Here is a 21980-nt window from a genome sequence, read left to right as displayed (position 1 = left end):
CGCCTTCAGCGCCTGGCCTGCTGCTGCGCGCGCCAGCGGGCCAGGCTGTCCAGCTTGGCCTGGTAGCGCGCCTGCTCCGGCGCGCCCCCCAGTTCCTGTGCACGCAGCAGTTCGCGATCGGCGCGCTTGAGCTGGCCAGCCAGGAAATAGACCCGCGCCAGCCCGAAGTGGAACTGATGCGCGGTGTCATACAGGCGCACGGCCTGCCGGTAATAGCGGATCGCCTGGTCCAGCTGGCCGGCCCGTTCGGCCTTGGCGCCGAACATGTACTGCGCGAACGGGTCTTCGCGCTGCACCGATTTCAACCGGCGCTCAAGTGACTGCGCCTGCGCGGTCAAGCCCAGGCTGCGGAACAGCGCGGAGGCATTGGTCAGTGCGGCATCCTGGCGGCCGTCCAGCTGCAGCGACCGGTCCAGCGCCTGCCGCGCCGCCTCGTTGTTGCCTTCGCGGTGGTCGAGCACGCCGAGGTTGTTCCACACTGGAGCGAACCCGCTGTCCTGAGCCACGGATGCGTCGAAGAATGCACGGGCGCCGCCGAAGTCACCGTCGGCGAGGCGCTCCGCACCCCGGTTGTTGTAGAAATGCGCCAATGCCCGCGCACGGCTGACGGGAACCGGCCCGCGGCGGTCATAGAGCACATTGCGATCCAGATCAACGGTACCGAAACGCCCGCCGACATCGACGCCGGCATTGACGTGGCCGACGCTGTAGACCACGCCCGCGTCCTGGTCCTGGTACCAGGACACCACCTGCCCGACTTCCTGCACGCGGGCCTGGATGCCCGCCTCCCGCGCAAGCGTCACGAACAGAAGGGTGAAGGCCAGGCAGTTGGCGCGGCGGTGCTGCCAGATATCGCTGACGGTGTAGGTCGCATTGGCGTCGTACTGCAGGTCCAGCCCGTGCTGGTCGAAGATCATCTCCACGAGCGCCTGCAGGCGCTGGTCGCGGGAGTAGCTGCGCTGGATCACCTGCTTCTGGAGCATCGCACGCAGGTCCGCGGGAATGGCGAACACTTCTTCCGGGGTCGGCACGCGTGCGGCCGACACGGTGATGGTCGGGGTCGTCACCACATCGGCGGGCGGTGCCTGGCCTGCGCCGAAGGCAGGAGCACAGAAGGCCAGCAGCGAAAGGGTGAGGCAATGGGCGGCAGAACGGTACATGACGGTTCCCGGCAGCGGCGGGCGCTCCCGCCTGGGGCGAGTGTATTCCCATGGATGCCCAGCTGCAGCGACCGTTGGTCGGCGCCGCGTTCATCCACAACCGATGTGGACCAGCGCGCGACAAAGCTGTGGACAACTGGCTCCGGGCCTCGCCTGGCAAGCGTTGTGAGTGTGTGGTGAAAAAACCGCCAGCTTGCCCGGCGCCGGCACAGGCGGGATGATCCGGGCATGGACTTCTCACCGCTGACGCTTGCCCCGGCGCAGTGGCAGGCGCTGCAGGACAGCTATGCCACGCCGCCACGCGCCTACCACCACTTCGGCCATGTGCGCGCGGTGCTGCAGCACTGCCAGGAGGTGGCCGACGGCCCCGGCTGGCAGCAGCCGGCCGAGGTCTACCTGGCCGTGCTCTACCACGATGCGATCTACGTGGCGGGGCGAAAGGACAACGAAGCACGTTCGGCGCAGATGGCCCTGCAGGCGATCGCACAGGCGCCGGCGCTTGCCGGTGTCGACGCTGCTCGCGTGGAGCAGTTGATCCTGCTGACCGCCCGCCATGGCGCGCTGGGTCCGGAGGATGTGGATGCCGAGGCGGCGCTGTTCCTGGACTGCGACATGGCGATCCTGGCTGCACCGGAGCCGGTGTTCGCCGCCTATGACCGTGGCGTGGCCGAAGAATACAAGGGCGTGGTGCCCGGCTTCCTGTACCGTGCCGGCCGTCGCCGATTCCTGCAGGGCCTGCTGCGCGCACCGCGGATCTTCCTCAGTGAGTTCTTCCACCAGCGCCTGGACGCGGCCGCCCGTGACAACCTGCGTCGCCAACTGGGTGGTTGAGCCGGCCCGGTACACTGGTGTCCTGTTTCCAATGATTGTTGTTTCCGACCGTGTCCGTTCCTGATCCCGATCCCCGCCCGCTGCCACCGGAAGAGCCCGGTCCCAACGAGTGCTGCGGCAGTGGCTGCCCGCTATGCGTGCTGGACCTGTATTCCGATGAGCTGCAGCGCTACCGCAAGGCGTTGGCCGAATGGAAGACGCGGCATCCTGAGGACGCAGCATGAGCCGTGCGCGTCCGATGGCGGTGCTGGCACTGGTGGCGCTGCTGCTGTTCGTGGCAACCGCGCTGTGGACCCAGGTTGCGCGCAGTGATCTGGACTGGGTGCGGGCGACGTTGAGCCTGTATCTGCACGGGCCGTGGGGGCTGGCGTTGCGCGCTGCCTACTGCGTGCTGGCGCTGGCCATTGCGGCACTCGGCGTTGCGCTGTATCGCGGCAGCATCGGCCCACGGCGCAGTGCGGCCGCACCGCTGTTGTTCACGGTTTCCGCCCTGGGCCTGGCGACGGTGGCGATCGGCGACAGTTGGCTACCTGAAGCGACCCCGTTGCTGGCGCCGTTCATCCACGGGCTGGCAGCCAACACGGCGTTCCTGTGTGCCAGCGTCGGCATGCTGCTGCAGGCGTGGTACCTGCGCCGGGAACCGGGTTGGCAGCCCGCCGCTGACCTGCTCTGGGGCTGGGCATGGCTGGCCTTCGTGCTGCTGTGGCTGCACGTGCTGTGGCGCGCTGGGCCACCGCGCGGGCTCGGACAGAAAGTGGTGATCGCAGTGATCGTCGGCTGGCTTTTGTACCTGGCGACGGCCCTGTACCGTCGCAGCCGCCAGGCCGCGGCCGACTGAATCCCCAACGGCCTGCGCCGGTACGTGCCGTGCACGCGGCGGCGGCGTATCGTGTGCGCATTCCATCGGGGATGCGACATGAAGCGAGCAGGGCTGGGCAGGGCAATGGGTGTGGTATTGGCGCTGGCCACGCTGCCGGCAACGGCGGCGGTGACCCCGCAGCAGTTCAGCCATGGGCGGTTCGAGCAGATTCCGGTGCACATGCCGGCCGGCACGCCGCAACGGGTGGTGATCTGGTTCCACGAACCCACTGCCGGCGGTGACACCAGCCGCCTGCCGATCGAGGCCCTGCGTGCCGACGGCGCGCTGGTGGCGGCAGTGGACATTGCGCATCTGCGCGGTGTGCTCAAGCGCGAGGGTGACCCGACCTGTTCGTTCGGTTCCGGTGACGTCGAGAATTTCTCGCGCTGGCTGCAGGCCTCGCTGCATCTGCCCGGCTACCACCTGCCGCTGGTCGGCGGTGATGGCGAAGGTGCCGAAATGGCCTACGCGCTGGCAGCGCAGGCCGACACCCAGGTTTTCGCCGGTGTGCTGACCACCGGCTTCTGCCCGGACCACAACCACCAGCGCATGGTCTGCGGCGATGGTGTGAAGCACAACAGGCTGCAGCCTGCCGAACTGAATTTTCCGTGGTTGAGCGCGGCAGGTGACAACGGCTGCAGGGCGGGCCAGGCCAACCAGTTCGTGCAGCAGGTCGCCATGGCGCGCGAGTTCAAGCGCACTGCGCGCGGTGATGCGTCACCGGGCCTGGTGGCTGCGGCACGGGTGATCGGCGCGCAGGCCGGCGTCAGCCTGGCCCCCCCGCCTGCTGCACTGAAGGGCCTGCCGGTGGTGGAAATGCCGGCGACCGGCAACGGCGATACGCTGGCGGTGTTCGTCTCCGGCGACGGTGGCTGGGCTGGCCTGGACAAGAACGTGGCGTCGTCACTCAACGAGCATGGCGTGGCGGTGGTCGGCATCGATTCGCTGCGCTACTTCTGGAGCGAGCGCACACCGAAGGGCTTTGCGGGCGACCTGCAGAAGATCATCGACCACTACCGCCAGCAGTGGCACCGCGACAAGGTGATGCTGATCGGTTTCTCGCAGGGCGCCGACGTGCTGCCGGCCACGATCAACCAGCTCGACGCCGGTACCCGCGAGGCGCTGGAGCGCATCGTGCTGCTGTCGGTGGGCAGGAAGGCCGACTTCGAATTCCATGTCAGCAACTGGCTGGGCGGTGGCGGCGACGGCCTGCCGATCGCGCCGGAAGTGGCCAGGCTGCCGGCGGAGAAAACGCTGTGCGTGTACGGCGACAAGGATGAGGACGCACTGTGCCCGGACCTGCCGGCCAATGATGGCGTGAGGAAGGTGAAGCTGCCGGGCGATCACCATTTCGGGGGTGACTACGATCGCTTGGCCGAAGTGATCCTCAAGGGCGGGGCGTAGCGTCAAGCCATGCCCGACGCATCGCGGCTTCAGTTCCGCCGCGGATCCAGCGAGATCAGGCGCGTGGCATCCAGCAGCGCGGCCGGCAGATGCATGCCGCCGGGCGCCGCGAGATAGCGTGGCCGCCACTGCGGATCGAACTTCGACTTGAAGCGGCGCAGGCCACTGAAGCCATAGAAGCGTTCGCCATGCCGCGCCAGCAGGCCGGCCAGGCGGTTCCAGCGACCGGCCAGCCGATGCTGGGCCAGCCCGGACAACGGCGCCATGCCCAGCGAGAACCGCGCATAGCCCTGCGCGCGGCCCCACAGGAACAATTCGATGAAGAGAAAGTCCATCGTCCCCTTCGGCGCTTCGTTGACGTGGCGCATCAGGTCCACCGACAGCTCGGCACCGGCCGGTGCCTGCCACAGGTTGGCGAATGCCACGATCTGGCCCTCGGCTTCGACCAGTGCCACCGGGAAGCGCATTAGGTAATCCGGGTCGTAGCTGCCCAGCGAAAAGCCCTTCTCATCGCCGGCCTTGTCCTCCAGCCATGCGTTGGAGATCGCATGCAGACGTGGCAGCAGGCCGGGAACCTCCTCCTCCGGTGCCACGCGGAACGACAGGCCGCCGCGCCTGCCGCGGTTCCAGGCCTGGCGCAGATCGGCGCGTTCGCGGCCTTCCAGCCCGAAATCGTGCAGCGGCACGATCGCTTCCTCGCCCAACTTGACCAGGCCCAGGCCGAGGTCGAGATAGGTCTGCCAGTAGGTCTCGCCCACCTGGTAGAACACCGGGCGCAGGCCGAGCCGGTCGGCTTCTTCGCGGAAGCGCCAGATGAGTGCACGGGCCACGTCCGGCGGGCCGACCGGATCACCCATCGCGATCAGCGAACCGCCATAGCGCTGCATCATCACGAAGCCCTGTTTCGCATCATCGCGCAGCACCGCCTTGTCGGCGGTCAGTACCAGGCAGGCCTGGGTATCGGTGGCCCCGGCCAGCACCGGTGCCAGCGACTGCAACGTGGCCTCGTCAGCGGCCGGCAGCGGGCTGCGCGTACTGTGCAGCAGGCGGGCCAGGCCGAACATCACCAGCGCGATCGCCACCACCAGCAACGCACGCAGCGCGCGCGGTGCGTTGCCGGACAACGCGAACTGCCACCACAGCTCGTTCTGGTACTCGACATGGCTGTAGGTGAAGAACAGCAGCCAGGTGACCGCGACCAGCACCAGGCCGAGATTGCGCAACCACGGCCACGACCAGGCTTCGTCCAGCAGCGCACCCTGGCGGTAGAACTCGCGACGTGCGGCCCACAGCGCCATCGCCACCAGCACTGCCGAGACAGCGATCAACAGTTGGCCACCCCGCAGCCACAGCGGCAACGGGGTGATCACGCACACCGCCATTGCCAGCACCCACGCGGCGTGGCTGCGCCGGGCCAGGCCCTGGCCGATCAGCAGCAGGGCGACGCCGCTGAGGCTGCCGATCAGGTGCGAGGTTTCCAGGATCGGCAGCGACGCGTTCACCAGGTGACGGCGTGGCGTCGGCAGCGTGCCGTCGATGACCAGCGCGGCGCCGATGCTGAACACCGCCAGTGCGATGATCTGCGGCAGCCACGGGCGCAGCGCGTTCCAGCCGGCACGGGTTGCTCCGGCGCTGGCCTGCAGCGGCTGACGCAGGGCCGGCGCAAGGGCGAGCAGGGTGGCCAGCACCAGCGGCAGCACGTAGTAGGTGACGCGGTAGATCAGCGCTGCCGCCAGCACCGCTGCCGGTGGCACCTGCGGCAACAGCTTCAGCAGGCTCCACTCGAACACACCCAGGCCTGCGGGCACGGTGGAGACCAGACCGGCCAGTACTGCCACCAGGTAGAGGCCGACGAAGCCTGGCAGGCCGGTCGGCGTGGAGTCCGGCAGCAGCACGTAGAACGCGGCACTGGCCAGCACCAGCTCGATGACGCTGAGTACGGTGACACCGATCATGGTGCGGCGGTCGGGCAGCCACAAGGCATGGCCGAACACGCTGAACTGCCGTCCATCGCGGCCGACCAGCAGCACGGTGCCGAGATAGGCGAGCAGGGCGACGATGCCGACGATGCGCACGGCATCGGGATTCAATGGCAATGCCAACGCTGCCGCCGCCGGTTCCATGCACAGGGCCACGCTGATCAACAGCCATGCACCGAATACGAAACCGAGCGTGCTCATCAGCACCACCTGGCCAATCTGCGCCAGGTCCAGGCCGGCGCTGCGGTAGCCGCGCAGGCGCACCGCGCCACCGGTCAACGCGGCAAAGCCCACGGTCTGGCCCAGCGTGTGCGCAAGGAACGCGGTGATGCCGACGCGCGCGGGGTGCACGCGGATGCCGCTGCGACGCAGGCCGATGGCATCGAAGCCGATCAGGCAGGCGTAACTGGCCAGGCCGAGTACCACGGTGAGTGCGATCTGCGTGCCGCTGAGCTGCCGGAACGCCTGGCGGATCGCACGATAGCCGTGCTCGTCGAACTCATTGGCCAGGCCGTGCAGGGCCAGGGCGAGGATCAGCAGCGGGATGACGATGGTGGCAACCCGCTTCCAGGTTGGCGTGGAAGGGGCAGTGGTGGAATCGACGGGGGCGGTCATCGGCGCAAGGGTGCGGCAGGAGGGGCGAGGGCGGTGTCAACGCGGGCGTGGCGCATCGTGCGCCTGTCATCGTCATTTGACCAGTGGGACCGTCGGAGCCCGGTAGTGACGTGTCGCGGAGGGTACCCGTGCACCCACCGGCGACCGGTTTGGAGGACAATGCAGGCCTGATCAACCGCAGGAGCCACGCCCATGATGGAGCGTTACGACGTCGGACCGCGCATGTCCGAAATGACCGTATACAACAAGGTCGCCTACCTCTCCGGCCAGATTCCGGAAGACACCAGCCAGGACATCACCGGCCAGACCCGGCAGGTGCTGGCGGAGATCGACAAGCTGCTGGCGCTGGTCGCCAGTGACCGCCAGCACGTGCTGCGCGCCGAAGTGTTCCTGGCCGACATGGCCGACTTCGACGGCATGAACAAGGCGTGGGACGAGTGGGTGGTTGAAGGCGCGACCCCGGCACGTGCCACGGTCGAGGCCAAGCTGGCCCACGCTGACTGGAAGGTCGAGATCGTGGTGACGGCGGCAGTACCGTAACGGCAGGCAAGGTCACCTCCCACCAGGGAGGGGGTAGAGTCGACTGTTGGCCGACTATCGCGCGCAGCGCGCGGTTTTGCGCCGCCGGAACGAAGAGCAGTCGACTAACAGTCGACTCTACCCCGCCGCTCCACTGCCGGTTGGTCCGGTGGCTACGCTGGCACCAGCTCGATGCAGTCCACCGGGCATGGCGGGATGCACAGCTCGCAGCCGGTGCACAGGTCGGCGATGACCGTGTGCATGTACTTGGCGCCACCGACGATGGCATCCACCGGGCAGGCCTGGATGCATTTGGTACAGCCGATGCAGTCGGCTTCCACGATCACTGCCACCTGCGGTGCCTTGTGCTGGCCGCGCGAACGATCGAACGGAATCGCCGGTACGCCCAGCACCTGCGCCAGCGCACGCGCACCGGCATCTCCGCCCGGCGGGCAGCGGTCCACGCCCGCGTCGCCGCGCGCCATGGCCTGAGCATACGGGCGGCAGCCGTCGTAGCCGCATTGCCCGCATTGGGTCTGCGGCAGCAGGCGGTCGAGGCGTTCGGTCAGGGGCGGAATCAGGCTCATGCGTGGCGAAGGCTGCGCGTCAAGTTCACTTCAAGGGTTTCCCACGGAACCAGCGCTCGTGGGCCAGCGCCAGCATCGGCCTGTCTTCGGCACTGTCACCGTAGGCATGGATGCGCACGTAGCGCGACAGATCGAACCGGCGTCGAATGTGCTCGGCCTTGCGCGGGCCGCAGTCGCCGCCGACGTAACGTCCGGTCAGGCGTCCGTCCCGGCTCTCCAACCGGTTGCAGATCAGCCGCAGGCCCAGCTGCTCGCACCATGGCCGCAGGTACAGGTCCAGCGAACCGGACACGATCACCACGGTGTGCTGCTGTTCCTTGTGCCAGCGGATCTGCTCCAGCATTTCCGGGCGTACCACGTCGGGCAGGAACTCACGCGAGAAGCCGGCCGCCAGCATGGCGATGTCATCGCTGTGGCGGTCACTGAAGGTCAAACGGGTGACGCGTGCGCGGATGCGTTCGGCCGAGATCAGTTTCAGCCTGTACGCGGCCAGCCACGGGCCGACCTTCCACCACGCCTGTGCCAGCTGTTCGGCGGTGGCCACGCGGCGCAGGAAACGGCCGTAGGTATCGCAGGTGGTCACGGTGTGGTCGAAGTCGAACAGCGCCAGTTCCATTCCGTTGCCTCCCATCGCGTTGCCTCCGGTGGCCGGTGCTGCCGGCGGGCGCGGCGGTGGCCGCGCCCGCTGCAGGCATCAGCGCACCGGCATGCCCGGCTGCGCGCCGCTGTCGGCGTCCAGCAGCGCCAGCGCGCCACCGTCGAAACCGGCCGACAGGATCATGCCTTCGCTCAGGCCGAAGCGCATCTTGCGCGGGGCCAGGTTGGCGATGAACACCACGTTGCGGCCCACCAGCTGCTCCGGCTCGCCGTAGCTGCCACGAATGCCGGAGAAGATCTGGCGCTTGCCCAGTTCACCTGCGTCCAGTTCGAAGCGCAGCAGCTTGTCCGAGCCTTCCACGAACTCGCAGACCAGCACCTTGCCGATGCGCAGGTCGAGCTTGGCGAAATCGTCGATGCCGATGTAGGCCGGGGCGTCGGCGCTCTTTGCGTCGTCCTTGGCCGGGGCCGAGGCGGCCGGCTTGACCGCTTCGGTCTTGGCGGCGGGGGCGGCAGCAGCGGCCGGCTGCAGGGTGTCCTTGGAGGCGTCGATCATGGCGTCAATCTTCTTCGGGTCGATACGGGTGAACAGCGGGGTGTAGTCGGTGATGCGGTGGCCCAGCAGCGGTTGCGCCAGTTCGGTCCAGTCGTTGACCGGCGCGGCCAGGAAGGCCTCGGCCTGCGCGGCGGTGGCCGGCAGCACCGGCTTCAATGCGGTGACCAGCACGCGGAACAGGTTCAGGCCCTGGCTGCACACGGCCTGCAGCTGCGCGTCGGCGCCTTCCTGCTTGGCGATGACCCACGGCTTGACGTCGTCGATGTAGCGGTTGGCTTCGTCGGCCAGGGCCATGGTCAGGCGGATCGCCGCAGCCGGGTCGTTGCGCTCGTAGGCTTCACGGATCGGTGCCAGGCCGTCGACGAAGCGCTGGTACTGCGCGGCATCAGGCAGCTGCGCGGCCAGCTGGCCTTCGAAGCGCTTGCTGATGAAGCCGGCGCAGCGGCTGGCCAGGTTGACGAACTTGCCCACCAGGTCGGCGTTGACGCGGGCGATGAAGTCACCCAGGTTCAGGTCGAGATCGTCGACGCCACCGCTGGACTTGGCGGCGTAGTAGTAGCGCAGTGCCTCCGGTTCCAGGCCCGCGTCGAGGAAGGTACGGGCCATCACGAAGGTGCCGCGCGACTTGCTCATCTTGGCGCCGTCCACGGTCAGGTAGCCGTTCACGTGCAGGCGCGTCGGCGCACGATGGCCGGTGCCATGCAGCACGGCCGGCCAGAACAGGCCGTGGAAATTGACGATGTCCTTACCGATGAAATGGTGCAGCTCGGTGGCGGTGCCGGCGCGCAGGTGCGCGTCGAAGTCCTCGCCGATCCTGCCGCACAGAGTCTGGAAGCTGGACAGGTAGCCGATCGGCGCGTCCAACCAGACGTAGAAGTACTTGCCCGGCTGGCCGGGAATCTGGAAACCGAAGTACGGTGCATCGCGCGAGATGTCCCACGCGCGCAGGCCACCTTCGGCATTGAGCCACTCACCGAGCTTGGCCTTCACGCCCGGCAGGGCGACGTCGCCGGCCAACCATTCGCGCAGGAACGCGTCGAAGTGGCCCACCTCGAAGAAGAAGTGCTCCGAATCGCGCATTTCCGGCGTGGCACCGGAGATCACCGAACGCGGTTCCTTCAGGTCGGTCGGCGCATAGGTCGCGCCACAGACTTCGCAGTTGTCGCCGTACTGGTCGGGGCTGCCGCAGTTCGGGCAGATGCCCTTGACGTAGCGGTCGGGCAGGAACATGCCCTTGGCCGGGTCGTAGAACTGCGCCACCGAACGGCGGCTGATGTGACCGGCCGCTTCCAGCTTCAGGTAGAACTGCTCGGTCAGCGCCTTGTTGGCCGCCGAATTGGTCGAGTCGTAGTGGTCGAAGGCCACGCCGAAGGCGGCGAAGTCACGTTCGTGGCTGGCCTGGATGTTGGCGATGAAAGTTTCCGGGGTGACCCCGGCCTTTTCCGCGGCCAGCATGATCGGCGTGCCGTGGGTGTCGTCGGCGCAGACGAACCAGGCCTTGCCGCCGCTCATTCGCCGCGCACGCACCCAGATGTCGGCCTGGATGTAGCCGACCAGGTGGCCCAGGTGCAGCGGGCCGTTGGCGTAGGGCAGGGCGGTGGTGACGAGCGCGGTACGGGTCATGGTCGCGGGGTGAAGCCGAGGGGAACCGCAGAGTATCGCATGCCCGCAACGAGGTGACCCGGCCGGGGCCGGGTCACGGGGGTGAAGCAGGGGGGGCGCTTATTCGCGCTGCCAGGTCTGCGCGCGGCAGATGAAGGCGATGCAGCCGGACACGTCAAGCCTGGTTCCGCCGGGCTGCAGTTCCATCTTCGACTTGTAGGTCTTGCCATTGGCCGGATCGAGGATGGTGCCGCCGGACCACTTGTTGGCGCCGTCGGCCTTCAGGTTCCAGAGGATGGTCATGCCCTTCACCGGCTTGTTCCTGTTGGCGCCTTCACAGCCGTCACAGACCGGGTTCGGGCCCTTGTCCGAGTGCAGGATGTCGACCACCTTGCCGGTCAGGGTGCCGTTGGCGGCCTGGGTGATCTCGACGATCGACTTCACCTTGCCGGTCTTGTCGTCGATGGTCTTCCAGCGGCCGGCGGCGCCATCGGCGGCCTGCGCCGAGAGCGCGGCCAGGCACAGCGGCAGTGCCAGCAGCAGGGTCTTGAAGGTGTTGCGCATGGTCCCCTCCCAGGGTTCATTCCGGCACGGTGCCGGCATGGGTCGACTGTATACCCATTCGGCGGGGTATGGGGAAGGGGGCTTTGCAGGGCTGCGCCCTGCACCCGCAGAGGCAACAGCAACGGCAACGGCAAAAGCGGCCATTCCGTGGATGGCGGGGTGGGTCCGGTTGCGGGGGGCGCTGCAAGTACGTCCCTGTAAGCTCGGTCGCCGCATCCATGCGGCTCACGCCCCGCAACCGGACCCACCCCGCCTTCGACAGAGTCCTGCGATCTGCCGGAATGGAACGGCCTGCTCTTGGTGGGTGTCGACCTTGGTCGACACGTAGATCCATGCCATGCATGGATGAATCACGATTGAAAAACGCTCAACCGGCTTCGTACAGCTCCAGCGGCAGGCCATCCGGATCGGCGAAGAAGGTGAAGCGGCGGCCGGTGTATTCGTCCACGCGGATCGGTTCGCAGGCGACGCCATGCGCGGCCAGGCGCTGGATGAAGGGTTCCAGTGCAGCCACCCGGAACGCGAGGTGGCGCAGGCCCTGGGCTTCGGGGCGGCTGGGGCGCGGTGGTGGTGAGGGGAAGGAGAACAGCTCCAGCTGGCCGCCGTCGGGCAGGGCCAGGTCCAGCTTCCAGGAGTCGCGCGCGGCGCGATGGTTCTCGGCCAGCACGCGCAGGCCGAGGATGCGCACGTAGAAGTCCTTCGAGCGTGCGTAGTCGCTGCAGATCAGCGCAGCGTGGTGGATGCCCAGCAGGGCGTCGGAACCGGGGGTCATTGCAGGGTGTCCAGCCAGCGCTGGGCGATCTTCTGCGCCAGCGGATAGGGTTCGGGATCGTTGCGGTTGGTCAACACGATCACGGTCAGGTGCTTTTCCGGGTGGCGCACGATCACGTTGCGGAAGCCGATGCTCTCGCCGCTGTGCCATTGCACCGGGCCATTCAAGCGCCAACCGAAGCCGTAGTGCGGCACGTCGGCTTCGGGCGTCGATGTGGCCGGGCTGAACATCGCCTGGCGCGAGGCCTTCGACAGCAGGCGGTCGTCGTACAGCGACGCATCCCAGCGGGCGAGGTCGTCCAGCGAGGAATAGATCCCGCCGTCTCCCAGTACGGCGCTGGTGGTGCTCTGGTCGGTGCGCTGCCAGCGGCCGTCGATCCGGCTGTAGCCATAGGCGCGTGCGGCGACCGTGTCCACGCCGTCCTGGTGGGCCACGGTATGCGCCATGCCCAGCGGGCGGAAGATGCGCTCCTGCAGGAAGGTCGCGTAATCTTTCCCGGACGCGCGGCCGACGATCAGTGCCAACAGCGCGTAGCCGCTGTTGCTGTAGCGGTACTGCGTGCCGGGTGCGAAATTCAGGCGGTCCTCGCGCGACAGCAGGGTCAGCACGTCGGCGTCATGCACCTGCCGCGTGTCAGCCGGGTCCATCAGGTCTTCGTAATCGAGCAGGCCGCTGGTGTGCGAGAGCAGTTGGCGGATCGTGATGGCCGCTGCAGCCGGCGGCAGTTCGGGCAGCCACTGTCGTGCAGGCTGATTCAACCCCAGCCGTCCATCCTCCACCAGCAGCAGCACCGCCGCAGCGGTGAACTGCTTGCTGACCGAGGCCAGCCGGAAGTTGCTGGCGGCAGTGACCGCAGTACCGTCCTCCACCACTGCCAGGCCGTAGCCACGGCGGAACACCGGCTGCCCGTCATGCAGCACCAGCACGGCGGCGCCGGGCACCCGGCCATCGTAGGCCTGCATCAGGCCGTCGATGCCCGCATCCGGTGGGGTCAGCACCGGCGCGGCGGAGCCCGCCACTGGCAGCAGGCCCAGCACGACGGCGAACAGGGCGACGGCAGGGCGCATGGCAGCTCCGGAGGGGTCAGGGTGAAGGGGCTGGTGTGGCGCTGGCGGGCTGCGCCATCCAGCGTTCCATCTTGCGGTCCAGCACGTCCAGCGGCATCGATCCGTCCTTCAGCAGTTCGGCGTGGAAGCGGCGCAGGTCGAAGGCGGCGCCCTGGCGTGCCTTGGCCTTGTCGCGCAGGGCGACAATGGTGGTCAGGCCGGCCACGTTGGACAGCGCCTGGCCGGGCTGGGCCATGATCCGCTCGACTTCGGCGTTGGCGTCGTCATTGCTCATGTCCACGGTCTTCTGCAGGTAGGCCACGGCCTGCTGCTTGCTCCAGCCCTGGGCGTTCACGCCGGTGTCGGCCACCACGCGGGCAGCGCGCAGCAGGCGCGAATACAGGTAGCCGATGCGGTCGTAGGGATCGGTGTAGATGCCGAGGTTCTCACCCAGCGTTTCGGCATACAGCCCCCAGCCTTCGACGAAGGCGAGGTCGCCACCGAGGCGGCGGAAGTGCGGCAGCTTGGCCAGCTCCTGCTGCAGGCCCAGCTGCACATGGTGGCCGGGGATTGCTTCATGCAGGTACTGCACCGGCACGTTCCAGCGCTTGCGGCTGGGCAGGTCGCGGGTGTTTACGTACAGCACGCCCGGTTGCCCGGCCGCAGACGGCTGGTAGGCCGCTGCTGCAGCGGTCAGCGCACGCTCCGGTTCCACTGCGCGCACGTCCAGCGTGGACTTGGGCAGGGTATCGAGCACCTGCGGCAGGCGTGCGTTGACCTGCTGCTGCACCTGGCGGTAGCGGTTGAGCAATGCGTTGGCGTCACCGTACTGGAACTGGCGATCGTTGCGCATGCTGCGCAACAGCTTGGACGGCGTGCCACGCAGCTTGGCATCCTTCATCACGGTGGCGATCTGCGCCTGCAGCTCCTGCACGCGCTGTTCGCCCAGTGCGTGCAGCTGCGCGGCGGTCTGGTCGCTGGCAGTGGTCTGCACGATCAGGTTGGCGTACCAGGCCTGGCCATCGGGCAGTGCGCCCAGGCCGCTGCTGGTGCGCGTGGCCGGCAGGTATTCGGTGGCGATGAAACCGCGCAGGGCGCGATAGGCTGGCATGATGCGCAGCTCGATCATGCGCTTGTACTCGGCGCTGATGCGCGCCTTGTCCTCTGCCGCGATGGTGTTGGGCATGGTGCGGATCGGCGACCAGAAGATGCTCTCTTCAGCAGTCGGCTTGATGACCGCATCCAGCTGCGGCAGCACCTTCTCCATCAGGTCGCGCGGCTGCACCACGCCGGCCTTCATGCCCTGGCGCATGTTGTCGATGGCCTGGTCGAACAGCTCGGGAATGCCCAGCGAGCGACGCGACCAGGTGTCGTAGTCCTGCACGGTGTTGAACGGCTGTGCGCCGGCGCCCGCGCCGAGGATCGCCATGATGCTGCCGACGTTGTAGTACTGGCTGATCGGCATCATCCAGCTCGGATAGCGTTCGGCGGCCAGCGAGGCGCGCGCATCGCGCACGAAGATCTCGTAGCTGAGCAGGTCCTGGCCCTGCAGGCCGTCGCTGCCGAGTTTCTCGACCTTGCCCAGCCACTCGGTGGTGAAGTCGTGCGATTGCTGGCGCCACGCGGCGGACAGGATGTTGGGCAGCTGGTCGTTGTAGCGGGCCTCGCCCTGGAAGGTTGCCTGCAGCGGATTCAACCGCATCGAGGCATCCCAGTATTCGTCGTACAGGCGCTCCAGCTGCACCTGCTTGGGCACGGCCCGGGCCGCTGCGGCCGGACGCGGCGCGGCGCGGCGCGCCGAACTGCCACGGGCCGGCGCGGTGGCGCGGGCGGGCCGGGCCTTGGGCTTGGCGGCCTGGCGGGTCTGCGCGGCGGCAGGGCGGCTGGCCTTCTTTTTCGCTGCTTCGGCCGACGGTACGGCGCTGAACAGGAACAACGCGGCAATGGCGGCGGCCAGTACGCGGGGGGAATACGGCATCAAGAAGCTTCCGTGGAACACAGACCGTGGAGCTTGCACGATCCGGCCGCGTACGGCCAGCGTGAAGGCGCAGTCAGCTTTCCGCTGCTGGGGCTTCAGTCAGCCGCGGCGGCGGCCCGCAGCGCGGCCGCCCTGTCTGCGCCCAGATAGCGGGTGATCGCACGCCGCATCAGGTACAGCAGCGGAATCAAGGCAATCGCAAAACCCATCTTGTAGATGTAGTTGACGCTGCTGACGGCCAGGAACAGCGAGGTCGGCCAGTGCTGCGGGCCGAGCACGAAGGCGATCCAGATCACCACGAAGCTGTCCACCACCTGCGAGATCGCGGTGGATCCGGTCGCACGCAGCCACACGTGGCGCTCGCCGGTGGCCTGGCGGATGCGGTGGAACACTGCCACGTCGATCAGCTGGCCGAGCAGGAAGGCCACCAGCGAACCGGCGATGGTCCACATGCCCTGGCCGAACACGGCTGCGAACGCGGCCTGGTAATCGGGCACGCCGTGGCCATCCATCGACGTGACCCACCAGCTGGCCGGCGCCAGTGAAATGGCGGCGAAGGCGAACAGGAAGCCGTAGCCGATCAGCACCACCGCCAGCCACGAGATGAAGCGCACGCCGCGCTTGCCGAAAAACTCGTTGATGGTGTCGGTCATGATGAACACCACCGGCCAAAGCAGGGTGCCGGCGGTGAAGCTGAGCGAGCCGGTCTGGCCGAACAGGTTCCAGTTCAGCGGAGCGATGCCGAGGGTGTCTTCCAGTGCGAAGATCTTCACCCCGATCAGCTCGGCCAGCACCGCATTGCCGCAGAAGAACGCGGCCAGCACGATGAACAACAGGACCGCGCGGTCCTGCAGCGGGCGCTCGATCGGCGCCGGGGTCATTCGGTGCGTTCGCCGGTGCGTTCGCCGGCGCGGGTGAACGGCACGCTGGACGGTGCCACGGCACCGCCGGAGATGATGAAGCTCATTGCCTGATCGACGGTCCAGTCGGTCGGGGTCAGCAGTTCCACCGGCACGATTTCCAGATAGCCCGAGGTCGGGTTCGGCGTGGTCGGTACATACACCGCGGCCAGCTCACGGTCGGTGCCGTGTTCCTTGATCACGCGGGTTACCAGGCCGACCGATTTCATGTCGCGATGCGGGAAGTCGATCAGCACCACGCGCTGGGTACTGCCCGGTTCGGTCTGCAGCATGTCCAGCAGCTTCTTGGCGCTGTCGTAGATGATGCTGGCCAACGGAATACGCTTGATGACCGCGCCGACCCAGCGCAGCAGGCGCTGGCCGAGCACGCGGCGGCTGGCCACGCCCACCGCCAGGATCACCAGCAGGGTGGCCAGCAGGGCGATGGTGTCCTGGATCCACTCGGCGCGGACCCAGCCCAGATAGTGCGGGAAGCTGGTTGCGATCTGTTCGGACAGCGGCACCACCAGCGGGCTGGAAATACCCGACAGCAGCACGAACACGAACTTGACCACGACCCAGGTCAGCCAGATCGGCAGCAGGGTCAGCAGGCCGGTCAGGAACAGGCGCTGCAGGGAGGGGCGGGGGACCAGGGCGGGGGCTTCGAGCGACATGCGCGCATTGTAGCGGTCACGGCCGGTCGATTACGCTGGGGAATCGACTGCGGCAACGGCACATGGAAGGGAAGCTGTGTTGAAGATTCTGCGCGGACTGGGCTGGACCCTGGCAGGCCTGCTGGTGCTGGCCATCGTGGTGTGGTGCGCCTCGCGCATGTGGCCGGTGCCCGAATCGCGCCTGCAGGCGCAGCAGCGACTGGAAGCACGCCTGCCGGTGAGCGGCCGCAATGGATATGCACTGTTGTGGACGCTGCCGTTCGACGATCTGGATGCCCAGCAGCGCGAGCAGGCGCTGGCCGAGGATGTACGGCGCTGGGAAGCCGATGCACATGGCGGAAGCAGCGGCCGGACACACCTGGTAGCCAACCATGCCGAGCTGCACTCGCGGCCCGGGGCCAGTTGCGGGCCGGCCGCCAGCGGCTGTCTCGCCCAGGTCCGCGCGGACCCGCAACGCTTCGTGGAGGCCCACGCCGGGCACCAGCAGTTGCATGCGCGGCTGGATCAGCTGGCCGACGCCGACTACTTCGCGTCGCCGTTCCCACCGAAGGGCGAGGGCATTCTGGTCCCGTTGCCGGCCTATGGCGTAGTGATGGACGCCACCAGTGCACGCGCGCTGGCCTATGTGCAGGGTGACATTGACGGTGCCCTGCGTGGTGCCTGCCGTGGCCTGCAGCTGGGCCGGCGGCTGGTGCCCGGCAGCAGTTATCTGGTCGAGAGCATCATCGGTGCCAGCCTGGTGCAGGCCAATGCCCAGCTGCTGGCCGACATGCTGGTTGAACTGCCTGCCGACCACCCCCTGCCGGCCGAGTGCGAACAGGCCATGCAGCCGTTGCGGGCCGAGGAACAGAGCCTGTGCCGTGCTATGCAGGGCGAGTACGCGATGAGCCGGGCGGCGATCGAGTCCTCGGCCCGGGAATTTGGTGGCGTCCTGGTGCTTGACCGGCGCAGCACGTTGGCGCGCGTGGCCGGCAATCTTGGCTGGGCCTGTGGCGCAGCCGCCACGGCCGCGCTGGAGGCCGATCGGCCGCTGCCGTTACAAGCGCCGCCGCAGCGGGATTTCGGTTGCCTGTCCAATGTGATGGGGTGCGTGCTGACCGAGATTGCCGCGCCCGTCTATCCTGCGTATTCGTCACGGTCCCAGGACGCGGCGGCGATGCTGCGCCTGCTTGGCGCCCAGCGCTGGTTGCGGCAGCAGGCGCAAGACCCGGCTGAGGCGCTGCAGCGGTTGCCTGCGGAGTTCCGGTCGCCGGTGCGGTCGCCGCGGCTGTCCGTCGATGGCCGCCATCTGCTGGTGCCGCGTCGTTCTCCAGCGCGCAGCGCTGATGAGAACCCGTGGCTGACGGTACCGCTGCAGGCGGAGCCAGCTTCGGCTGCGTTGGCGCGCGACTGAGGCGCGCTCAGCGTGCGTGTGGCTTCAACCGCAGGTAGACCTGCTTGCGCACTTGGGCGACCACTTCGCCGCTCTCATCGACCACGTCGTTGCTGAACCAGCGCAGCACCTTCTCACCACTGGCTGCTTCCGTGCGCAGTTCATCCAGCAGCGCGTCGTCGATGCGGAATGACGTGCGTACGGTGCCGCGGCCGGGCTTGAGGAAGTCGATGGCGCCTGCTCGGTCCCACACGTAGTAGTCGCGCCCGAGGATGTGCAGCAGGCCCAGCATCCAGAATGGATCGGTCATCGCGAACAGGCTGCCGCCAAAGTGCGTGCCGACGTAGTTGCGGTTCCATGGCCGCAGGCGCAGCTCGACATCTATCTGCCGGTAGTCCGGCGTGATGCGGGTGACATGGATGCCGGTGAACAGGAACGGTGGCCAGAGATTGATACCGAAGCGGAACAGGTGGGCATTCATGCGGGTGCGGGGACGCAGGGCGAGGCGCCCAGTCTAGCCATTCGCATGCGTATGTTGCACCCCGGCGGCGGCGAGGGTCACGCCTTGTCGTCGATCACATACCCGTCGCGGCCGTTGGCCTTGGCCTGGTACAACGCGGCGTCGGCGCCTTCGACGAAATGATGCGGTTGCAGCGTGCCGTCAGGCACGCGGGTGAACACGCCGATGGTGAGGGTGACGGCACCGTCGCTGCCATCACCGGGGGCCGGTAGTACACGCACGCAGGCGATCAGGTCCTCGACGACCTGGCGTGCGCCTTCGGCCGGGGTATCCGGAAGCACCAGTGCGAACTCATCGCCACCGTAGCGCGCGGCCATGTCGCGTGGGCGCCGAGCATGCGCACCGATCAGCCGTGCAACATCGCGCAGCACGCGGTCGCCGACCTGATGCCCGTGGCGGTCGTTGTGGCGCTTGAAATGGTCGACGTCGATCAGTGCCAGGCTCAAGGACCTGCCACTGCGGCGCGCGGCATCGCATTCCTGCTGCAGTGACTGCTCGAAACGCAGGCGATTGCCGAGGCCGGTCAGCGCATCACGGTTGGCCTGGCGGTGCCAGGCCGAGATCCGCCAGATCGCCCAGGACAGCAACACCAGCAGGATGCCCAGCATTGCGCTTGCCGGTGCCCACCACAGGTCACCGGCACGCAACAGCAACCAGCTCAGCAGCGGTGGAAGCGGCAGCGAGCACAGTGCGGCAAGCCATGGCAGGCGCAGGCCGAGCAGGAGCACGCACAACGCGGCCAGCACGCCGCTGATGGCGTGCTGCCAGAGGCGTGGCAGCAGATCGATCTGCTTGTGCTGCAGCAGCATCGACGCGATGTTGGCCTGGTATTCGCTGCCGCTCATCCAGTACTCGCGGGTGGTCGGGGTCAACAGCCGCGGTGCGATGCCGCTGGCCGTCATGCCCACCACGATGCGGCGGCCATGCAGCATCTCCGTGTCCACGTGACCATCAAGTACGTCGGCATAGGACACCTGCGGCAGGCGCTCGGGCGGCCCCGCATAGCGCACGCGCACGTAGTCGTCGCGTCGCCACTGATAGGGCGAACCGATCTGCGGATCGGGATCGGGCAGGCCGTGCACCGTGCCCGGCGGCAGGTCGGCCAGCGCCAGGCCCAATGCCGGCCAATGGGCCTTGCCGATGCCCGCATGCAGATACACACCGCGCGCGACGCCATCGCCGTCCACTTCCACATCGGTATGGCCGATTGCCGCAGCACTGCTCGCGATCTGCGGAATCGGCAGCATTTCCTCGGCCATGCGGTCGCCGGCGGCCGGCGCCGCCAGCACTGGCAGCACCACCCGGCCACTGCGGCGGATCGCTGTGGCCAGTTCATCGTCCTGCTGGCTGTCGCGTCGATCCGGCTCAGACAGCATCAGGTCCAGTGCGATGCGCTCGGCGCCGGCGTCGGTCAGCCGGTCCAGCAGGCGCGCATGGACCGAACGGGGCCAGGGCCATTGGCCGATGCGCTGCAGGCTGCCCTCGTCGATGGCCACGATCAGCACGCTGGGGTCGGGGCGGTACTCCCAATTCCCAACCATGGCGTCATAGGCGGCTTCGTCCTGGCGCCACAGCCACTGGCCGTGGCTGGCGATCACCGTCAGCACGCCGGCCAGCAGTGCCAGCAGAATCCGCTTCGACCACGGCAGCGGCGAGCGCCTCATAACAACAGCAACAGCAGCAGGGCGCCGCCACCAGCGCCGTAGCACAGACGGCAAGGCAGCTTGATCTGCTGGGCCGGCGAGTACTCGCCCGCATGCCCGTCGTCGTCGATGTACTGCACGCGCACATGCAGGGTGCCGCTCCACGGCTGCTTGAAGCTGACCTGCGGCTCGCTTACGGTCTGGTCGACCAGGGGTGCCCGGAAGTCGCCTCGACGGTCCACCTGCACCCGGTACCGCTGGCCTTCGCTGCCGGCCTGCCAGCGGAGGGTCAGTTCGCCACGCGTGACCTCAGGCGGCTGCAGGGCCGGGTCGACCGGTTCATTGCTCAGTTGCAAGGGCAGGGCCTGGCCATAGCGGCCCTGGTGGCCGTTGCCATCGCGCGAGGCCACCCGCCAGAAGTACTGGCCGGGCGGCAGCGGCTGCGCCAGGCGCAGGTCGGTGACCGGGGTGCTTTGTTCCTGCAGCGGTTGCTCGAAGTTCGGCTCGGCGGCAATCTGCAGCACGCTGCTGCGCGCACCGGGCGCTTGGCTCCAACGGAAGCGCGGTCGGTCGCTGTTGATGGTCTGCCCGTGCAGCGGGGCCACCGTCAGTGGCGGCGGGGGCTGGTCGCCGAGTTCGAAATCGGCGCTGGCGTCGAGGCCTTCCACACCCTGCGCATCCACGGCGCGCAACAGGATGCGCAACTGGCCGGGGGGCAGGTCGCCGATCGCCAGCCGGGTATCGGTGGTGGTGGCGGCAAACAGCAGGATTTCCGGCGTTGCCGACAGCACCACTTCAACGCGGTAGCGGGCGGCGCCGTCGACGGGGTCCCAGGCGAGGAGGGCCGGCAAGGGCGCCAGGCGCATGCCGTCGCTGCGCAGCTGCGGTGCTGGAAGAAGCGCGGAGACAGCATCCGGCGCCGTATCGGCGCTGCTGCTGAGGCTGGCCTGTCCAGGCTGGACCAGGCGCTTGCCGTGGATGTTGCCGACCTGCACCTTGCCCTGCAGCACTTCGGTGGCAGCCACGTGGCCGGCGTCACCGGCGCTGACCCGGAATACGGTACCGCGTACGCTGCTGGTCGCCGTAGGTGCATCGATGATGTAGCGCGAGGCGGGGCCACGGGCAGGCGTCACCCGGTTGCTGGCGCGGCCCTGCTGGAGGCGCACGCGGGTATCGACCATGCCGGTGTGGCCGTAACGGCTGAGCTGGTCCAGGCGCAGCCGGGAATGCTCGCGCAGCTGCAGGCGGGAAGCGTCGGCGAATTCAAGCGTGACGCTGGAGTCGCCCTCGGTCTGCACCGTGTCACCGATGCGAAGCTGTTCCCCGGCCAGTAGCGCGCGCGTGGCGCTGCCATCGGCGCCGGACAGTTCGACCTTGCCCCTTACCGACAGCACGCGGGCGGGGGCTGGTTCGATGCGCAGCCAGCTGATCGGGAAGCGCAGCAGCTGCCCCGGCGGCAGCTGGTAGGGGTTGTCGATGCGGTTGTGCTGTTGCAGCTGCTGCCAGCGTACCGAGGGCTTGAGATACAGGCCACCCAGGTCCCACAGGGTATCGCCGGGACGGACCCGGTAGTTCCAGTCCTGGGCCGCGGCAATGGCCGGCAGGAAGAGAAGAGCGCAGAGCAGCGCGCCCTGGAAGCGCATGGCGAACGACAGCGAGCGGACGAAGGTCACAGTTTGCAATCCCGGCAATGCGGGGGCGCAGCTGCAAGACCCCATGGCCCCGACCTCATCCCCCCGAACGGATCGTGGCGGCCGCACGGCCGCCATCCAGTGCATTATTGCCCGCGTTCAGTGCAGGGAT

The 21980-nt window shown here is 67.9% G+C and carries 20 protein-coding genes; 6 read left to right on the top strand and 14 right to left on the bottom strand.

Annotated elements, in window-relative coordinates; translation table 11 throughout:
* Positions 1-5: 5 nt before the first annotated feature.
* Entirely contained in the window at positions 6-1160 is a 1155-nt protein-coding gene (locus AC5P8C_RS04830; protein ID WP_019662133.1) for a transglutaminase domain-containing protein, read from the bottom strand.
* 228 nt (positions 1161-1388) lie between these two features.
* On the opposite strand from AC5P8C_RS04830, the gene AC5P8C_RS04825 reads away from it, so the two are divergent.
* From AC5P8C_RS04825 to AC5P8C_RS04810, 4 genes are all read left to right on the top strand, one after another.
* Entirely contained in the window at positions 1389-1991 is a 603-nt protein-coding gene (locus AC5P8C_RS04825; RefSeq protein WP_019662132.1) for an HD domain-containing protein, read from the top strand.
* Positions 1992-2041: 50 nt separating this feature from the next.
* Complete coding sequence (locus tag AC5P8C_RS04820) at positions 2042-2215, top strand: oxidoreductase-like domain-containing protein (RefSeq protein WP_080112560.1); 174 nt, start codon at positions 2042-2044, stop codon at positions 2213-2215.
* Positions 2212-2829 carry a DUF998 domain-containing protein gene (locus AC5P8C_RS04815; protein ID WP_019662131.1) on the top strand — a complete coding sequence of 206 codons (618 nt, stop codon included), beginning with the start codon at positions 2212-2214 and terminating at the stop codon, positions 2827-2829. Before AC5P8C_RS04820 ends, AC5P8C_RS04815 begins: the two co-directional genes overlap by 4 nt.
* Before the next feature lie 78 nt (positions 2830-2907).
* Positions 2908-4254, top strand: coding sequence for an AcvB/VirJ family lysyl-phosphatidylglycerol hydrolase (locus tag AC5P8C_RS04810; protein ID WP_275949214.1), 1347 nt, complete (start codon positions 2908-2910; stop codon positions 4252-4254).
* A gap of 29 nt (positions 4255-4283) precedes the next feature.
* Here the strand turns inward: AC5P8C_RS04810 and mprF are convergent, their stop codons facing one another.
* The gene (gene mprF / locus AC5P8C_RS04805) at positions 4284-6848 is read right to left on the bottom strand and encodes a bifunctional lysylphosphatidylglycerol flippase/synthetase MprF (protein WP_233653880.1); all 2565 of its coding nucleotides are present in this window, start codon (positions 6846-6848) and stop codon (positions 4284-4286) included.
* Positions 6849-7040: 192 nt separating this feature from the next.
* Here mprF and AC5P8C_RS04800 point away from each other — a divergent pair, with 192 nt between their 5' ends.
* Positions 7041-7388: a RidA family protein gene (locus AC5P8C_RS04800; protein ID WP_005410556.1), complete on the top strand. Its 348-nt coding sequence runs from the start codon at positions 7041-7043 to the stop codon at positions 7386-7388.
* 152 nt (positions 7389-7540) lie between these two features.
* Here AC5P8C_RS04800 and rnfB read toward each other — a convergent pair whose 3' ends face one another.
* The 9 genes from rnfB to AC5P8C_RS04755 all read right to left on the bottom strand — a co-directional run bounded on the left by rnfB (position 7541) and on the right by AC5P8C_RS04755 (position 16642).
* Entirely contained in the window at positions 7541-7954 is a 414-nt protein-coding gene (gene rnfB, locus AC5P8C_RS04795; protein WP_019662127.1) for an Rnf electron transport complex subunit RnfB, read from the bottom strand.
* A 25-nt stretch (positions 7955-7979) separates the two neighbouring features.
* Positions 7980-8570 carry an HAD family hydrolase gene (locus tag AC5P8C_RS04790; protein WP_495218394.1) on the bottom strand — a complete coding sequence of 197 codons (591 nt, stop codon included), beginning with the start codon at positions 8568-8570 and terminating at the stop codon, positions 7980-7982.
* A 78-nt stretch (positions 8571-8648) separates the two neighbouring features.
* Positions 8649-10730, bottom strand: a complete 2082-nt coding sequence (gene metG / locus AC5P8C_RS04785) for a methionine--tRNA ligase (protein ID WP_019662125.1) — start codon at positions 10728-10730, stop codon at positions 8649-8651.
* A gap of 99 nt (positions 10731-10829) precedes the next feature.
* Positions 10830-11273 carry a DUF2147 domain-containing protein gene (locus AC5P8C_RS04780; RefSeq protein ID WP_012480941.1) on the bottom strand — a complete coding sequence of 148 codons (444 nt, stop codon included), beginning with the start codon at positions 11271-11273 and terminating at the stop codon, positions 10830-10832.
* 367 nt (positions 11274-11640) lie between these two features.
* A complete protein-coding gene (gloA2, locus tag AC5P8C_RS04775; protein WP_019662124.1) occupies positions 11641-12045 on the bottom strand; it encodes an SMU1112c/YaeR family gloxylase I-like metalloprotein in 405 nt (134 codons plus the stop codon).
* A complete protein-coding gene (locus tag AC5P8C_RS04770; RefSeq protein WP_019662123.1) occupies positions 12042-13112 on the bottom strand; it encodes a serine hydrolase domain-containing protein in 1071 nt (356 codons plus the stop codon). Before AC5P8C_RS04770 ends, gloA2 begins: the two co-directional genes overlap by 4 nt.
* 16 nt (positions 13113-13128) lie before the next feature.
* Positions 13129-15069, bottom strand: coding sequence for a DUF885 domain-containing protein (locus AC5P8C_RS04765; RefSeq protein WP_495218375.1), 1941 nt, complete (start codon positions 15067-15069; stop codon positions 13129-13131).
* Positions 15070-15164: 95 nt separating this feature from the next.
* Complete coding sequence (locus AC5P8C_RS04760) at positions 15165-15950, bottom strand: queuosine precursor transporter (protein ID WP_010482923.1); 786 nt, start codon at positions 15948-15950, stop codon at positions 15165-15167.
* Positions 15947-16642, bottom strand: coding sequence for a DUF502 domain-containing protein (locus tag AC5P8C_RS04755; protein WP_005414135.1), 696 nt, complete (start codon positions 16640-16642; stop codon positions 15947-15949). The genes AC5P8C_RS04760 and AC5P8C_RS04755 overlap by 4 nt, the downstream gene beginning before the upstream one ends.
* Positions 16643-16718: 76 nt before the next feature.
* On the opposite strand from AC5P8C_RS04755, the gene AC5P8C_RS04750 reads away from it, so the two are divergent.
* Positions 16719-18035, top strand: a complete 1317-nt coding sequence (locus tag AC5P8C_RS04750; protein WP_233653883.1) for a hypothetical protein — start codon at positions 16719-16721, stop codon at positions 18033-18035.
* A gap of 7 nt (positions 18036-18042) precedes the next feature.
* On the opposite strand, the gene AC5P8C_RS04745 is transcribed toward AC5P8C_RS04750, so the two are convergent.
* The 3 genes from AC5P8C_RS04745 to AC5P8C_RS04735 form a co-directional block, all read right to left on the bottom strand.
* Complete coding sequence (locus AC5P8C_RS04745; protein WP_019662120.1) at positions 18043-18495, bottom strand: DUF4442 domain-containing protein; 453 nt, start codon at positions 18493-18495, stop codon at positions 18043-18045.
* Positions 18496-18572: 77 nt separating this feature from the next.
* On the bottom strand, positions 18573-20198 hold the full coding sequence (locus tag AC5P8C_RS04740) for a CHASE2 domain-containing protein (protein ID WP_233653884.1): 1626 nt from the start codon (positions 20196-20198) through the stop codon (positions 18573-18575).
* Positions 20195-21895, bottom strand: coding sequence for a FecR family protein (locus AC5P8C_RS04735; RefSeq protein WP_019662118.1), 1701 nt, complete (start codon positions 21893-21895; stop codon positions 20195-20197). The genes AC5P8C_RS04740 and AC5P8C_RS04735 overlap by 4 nt, the downstream gene beginning before the upstream one ends.
* Positions 21896-21980: the final 85 nt, after the last annotated feature.

The sequence above is a fragment of the Stenotrophomonas sp. YJH_SMC_46 genome (genome assembly GCF_059370315.1).
The sequence above is the reverse complement of the archived record's forward strand: the minus strand, read 5'-3'. Positions and strand labels throughout refer to the sequence as shown.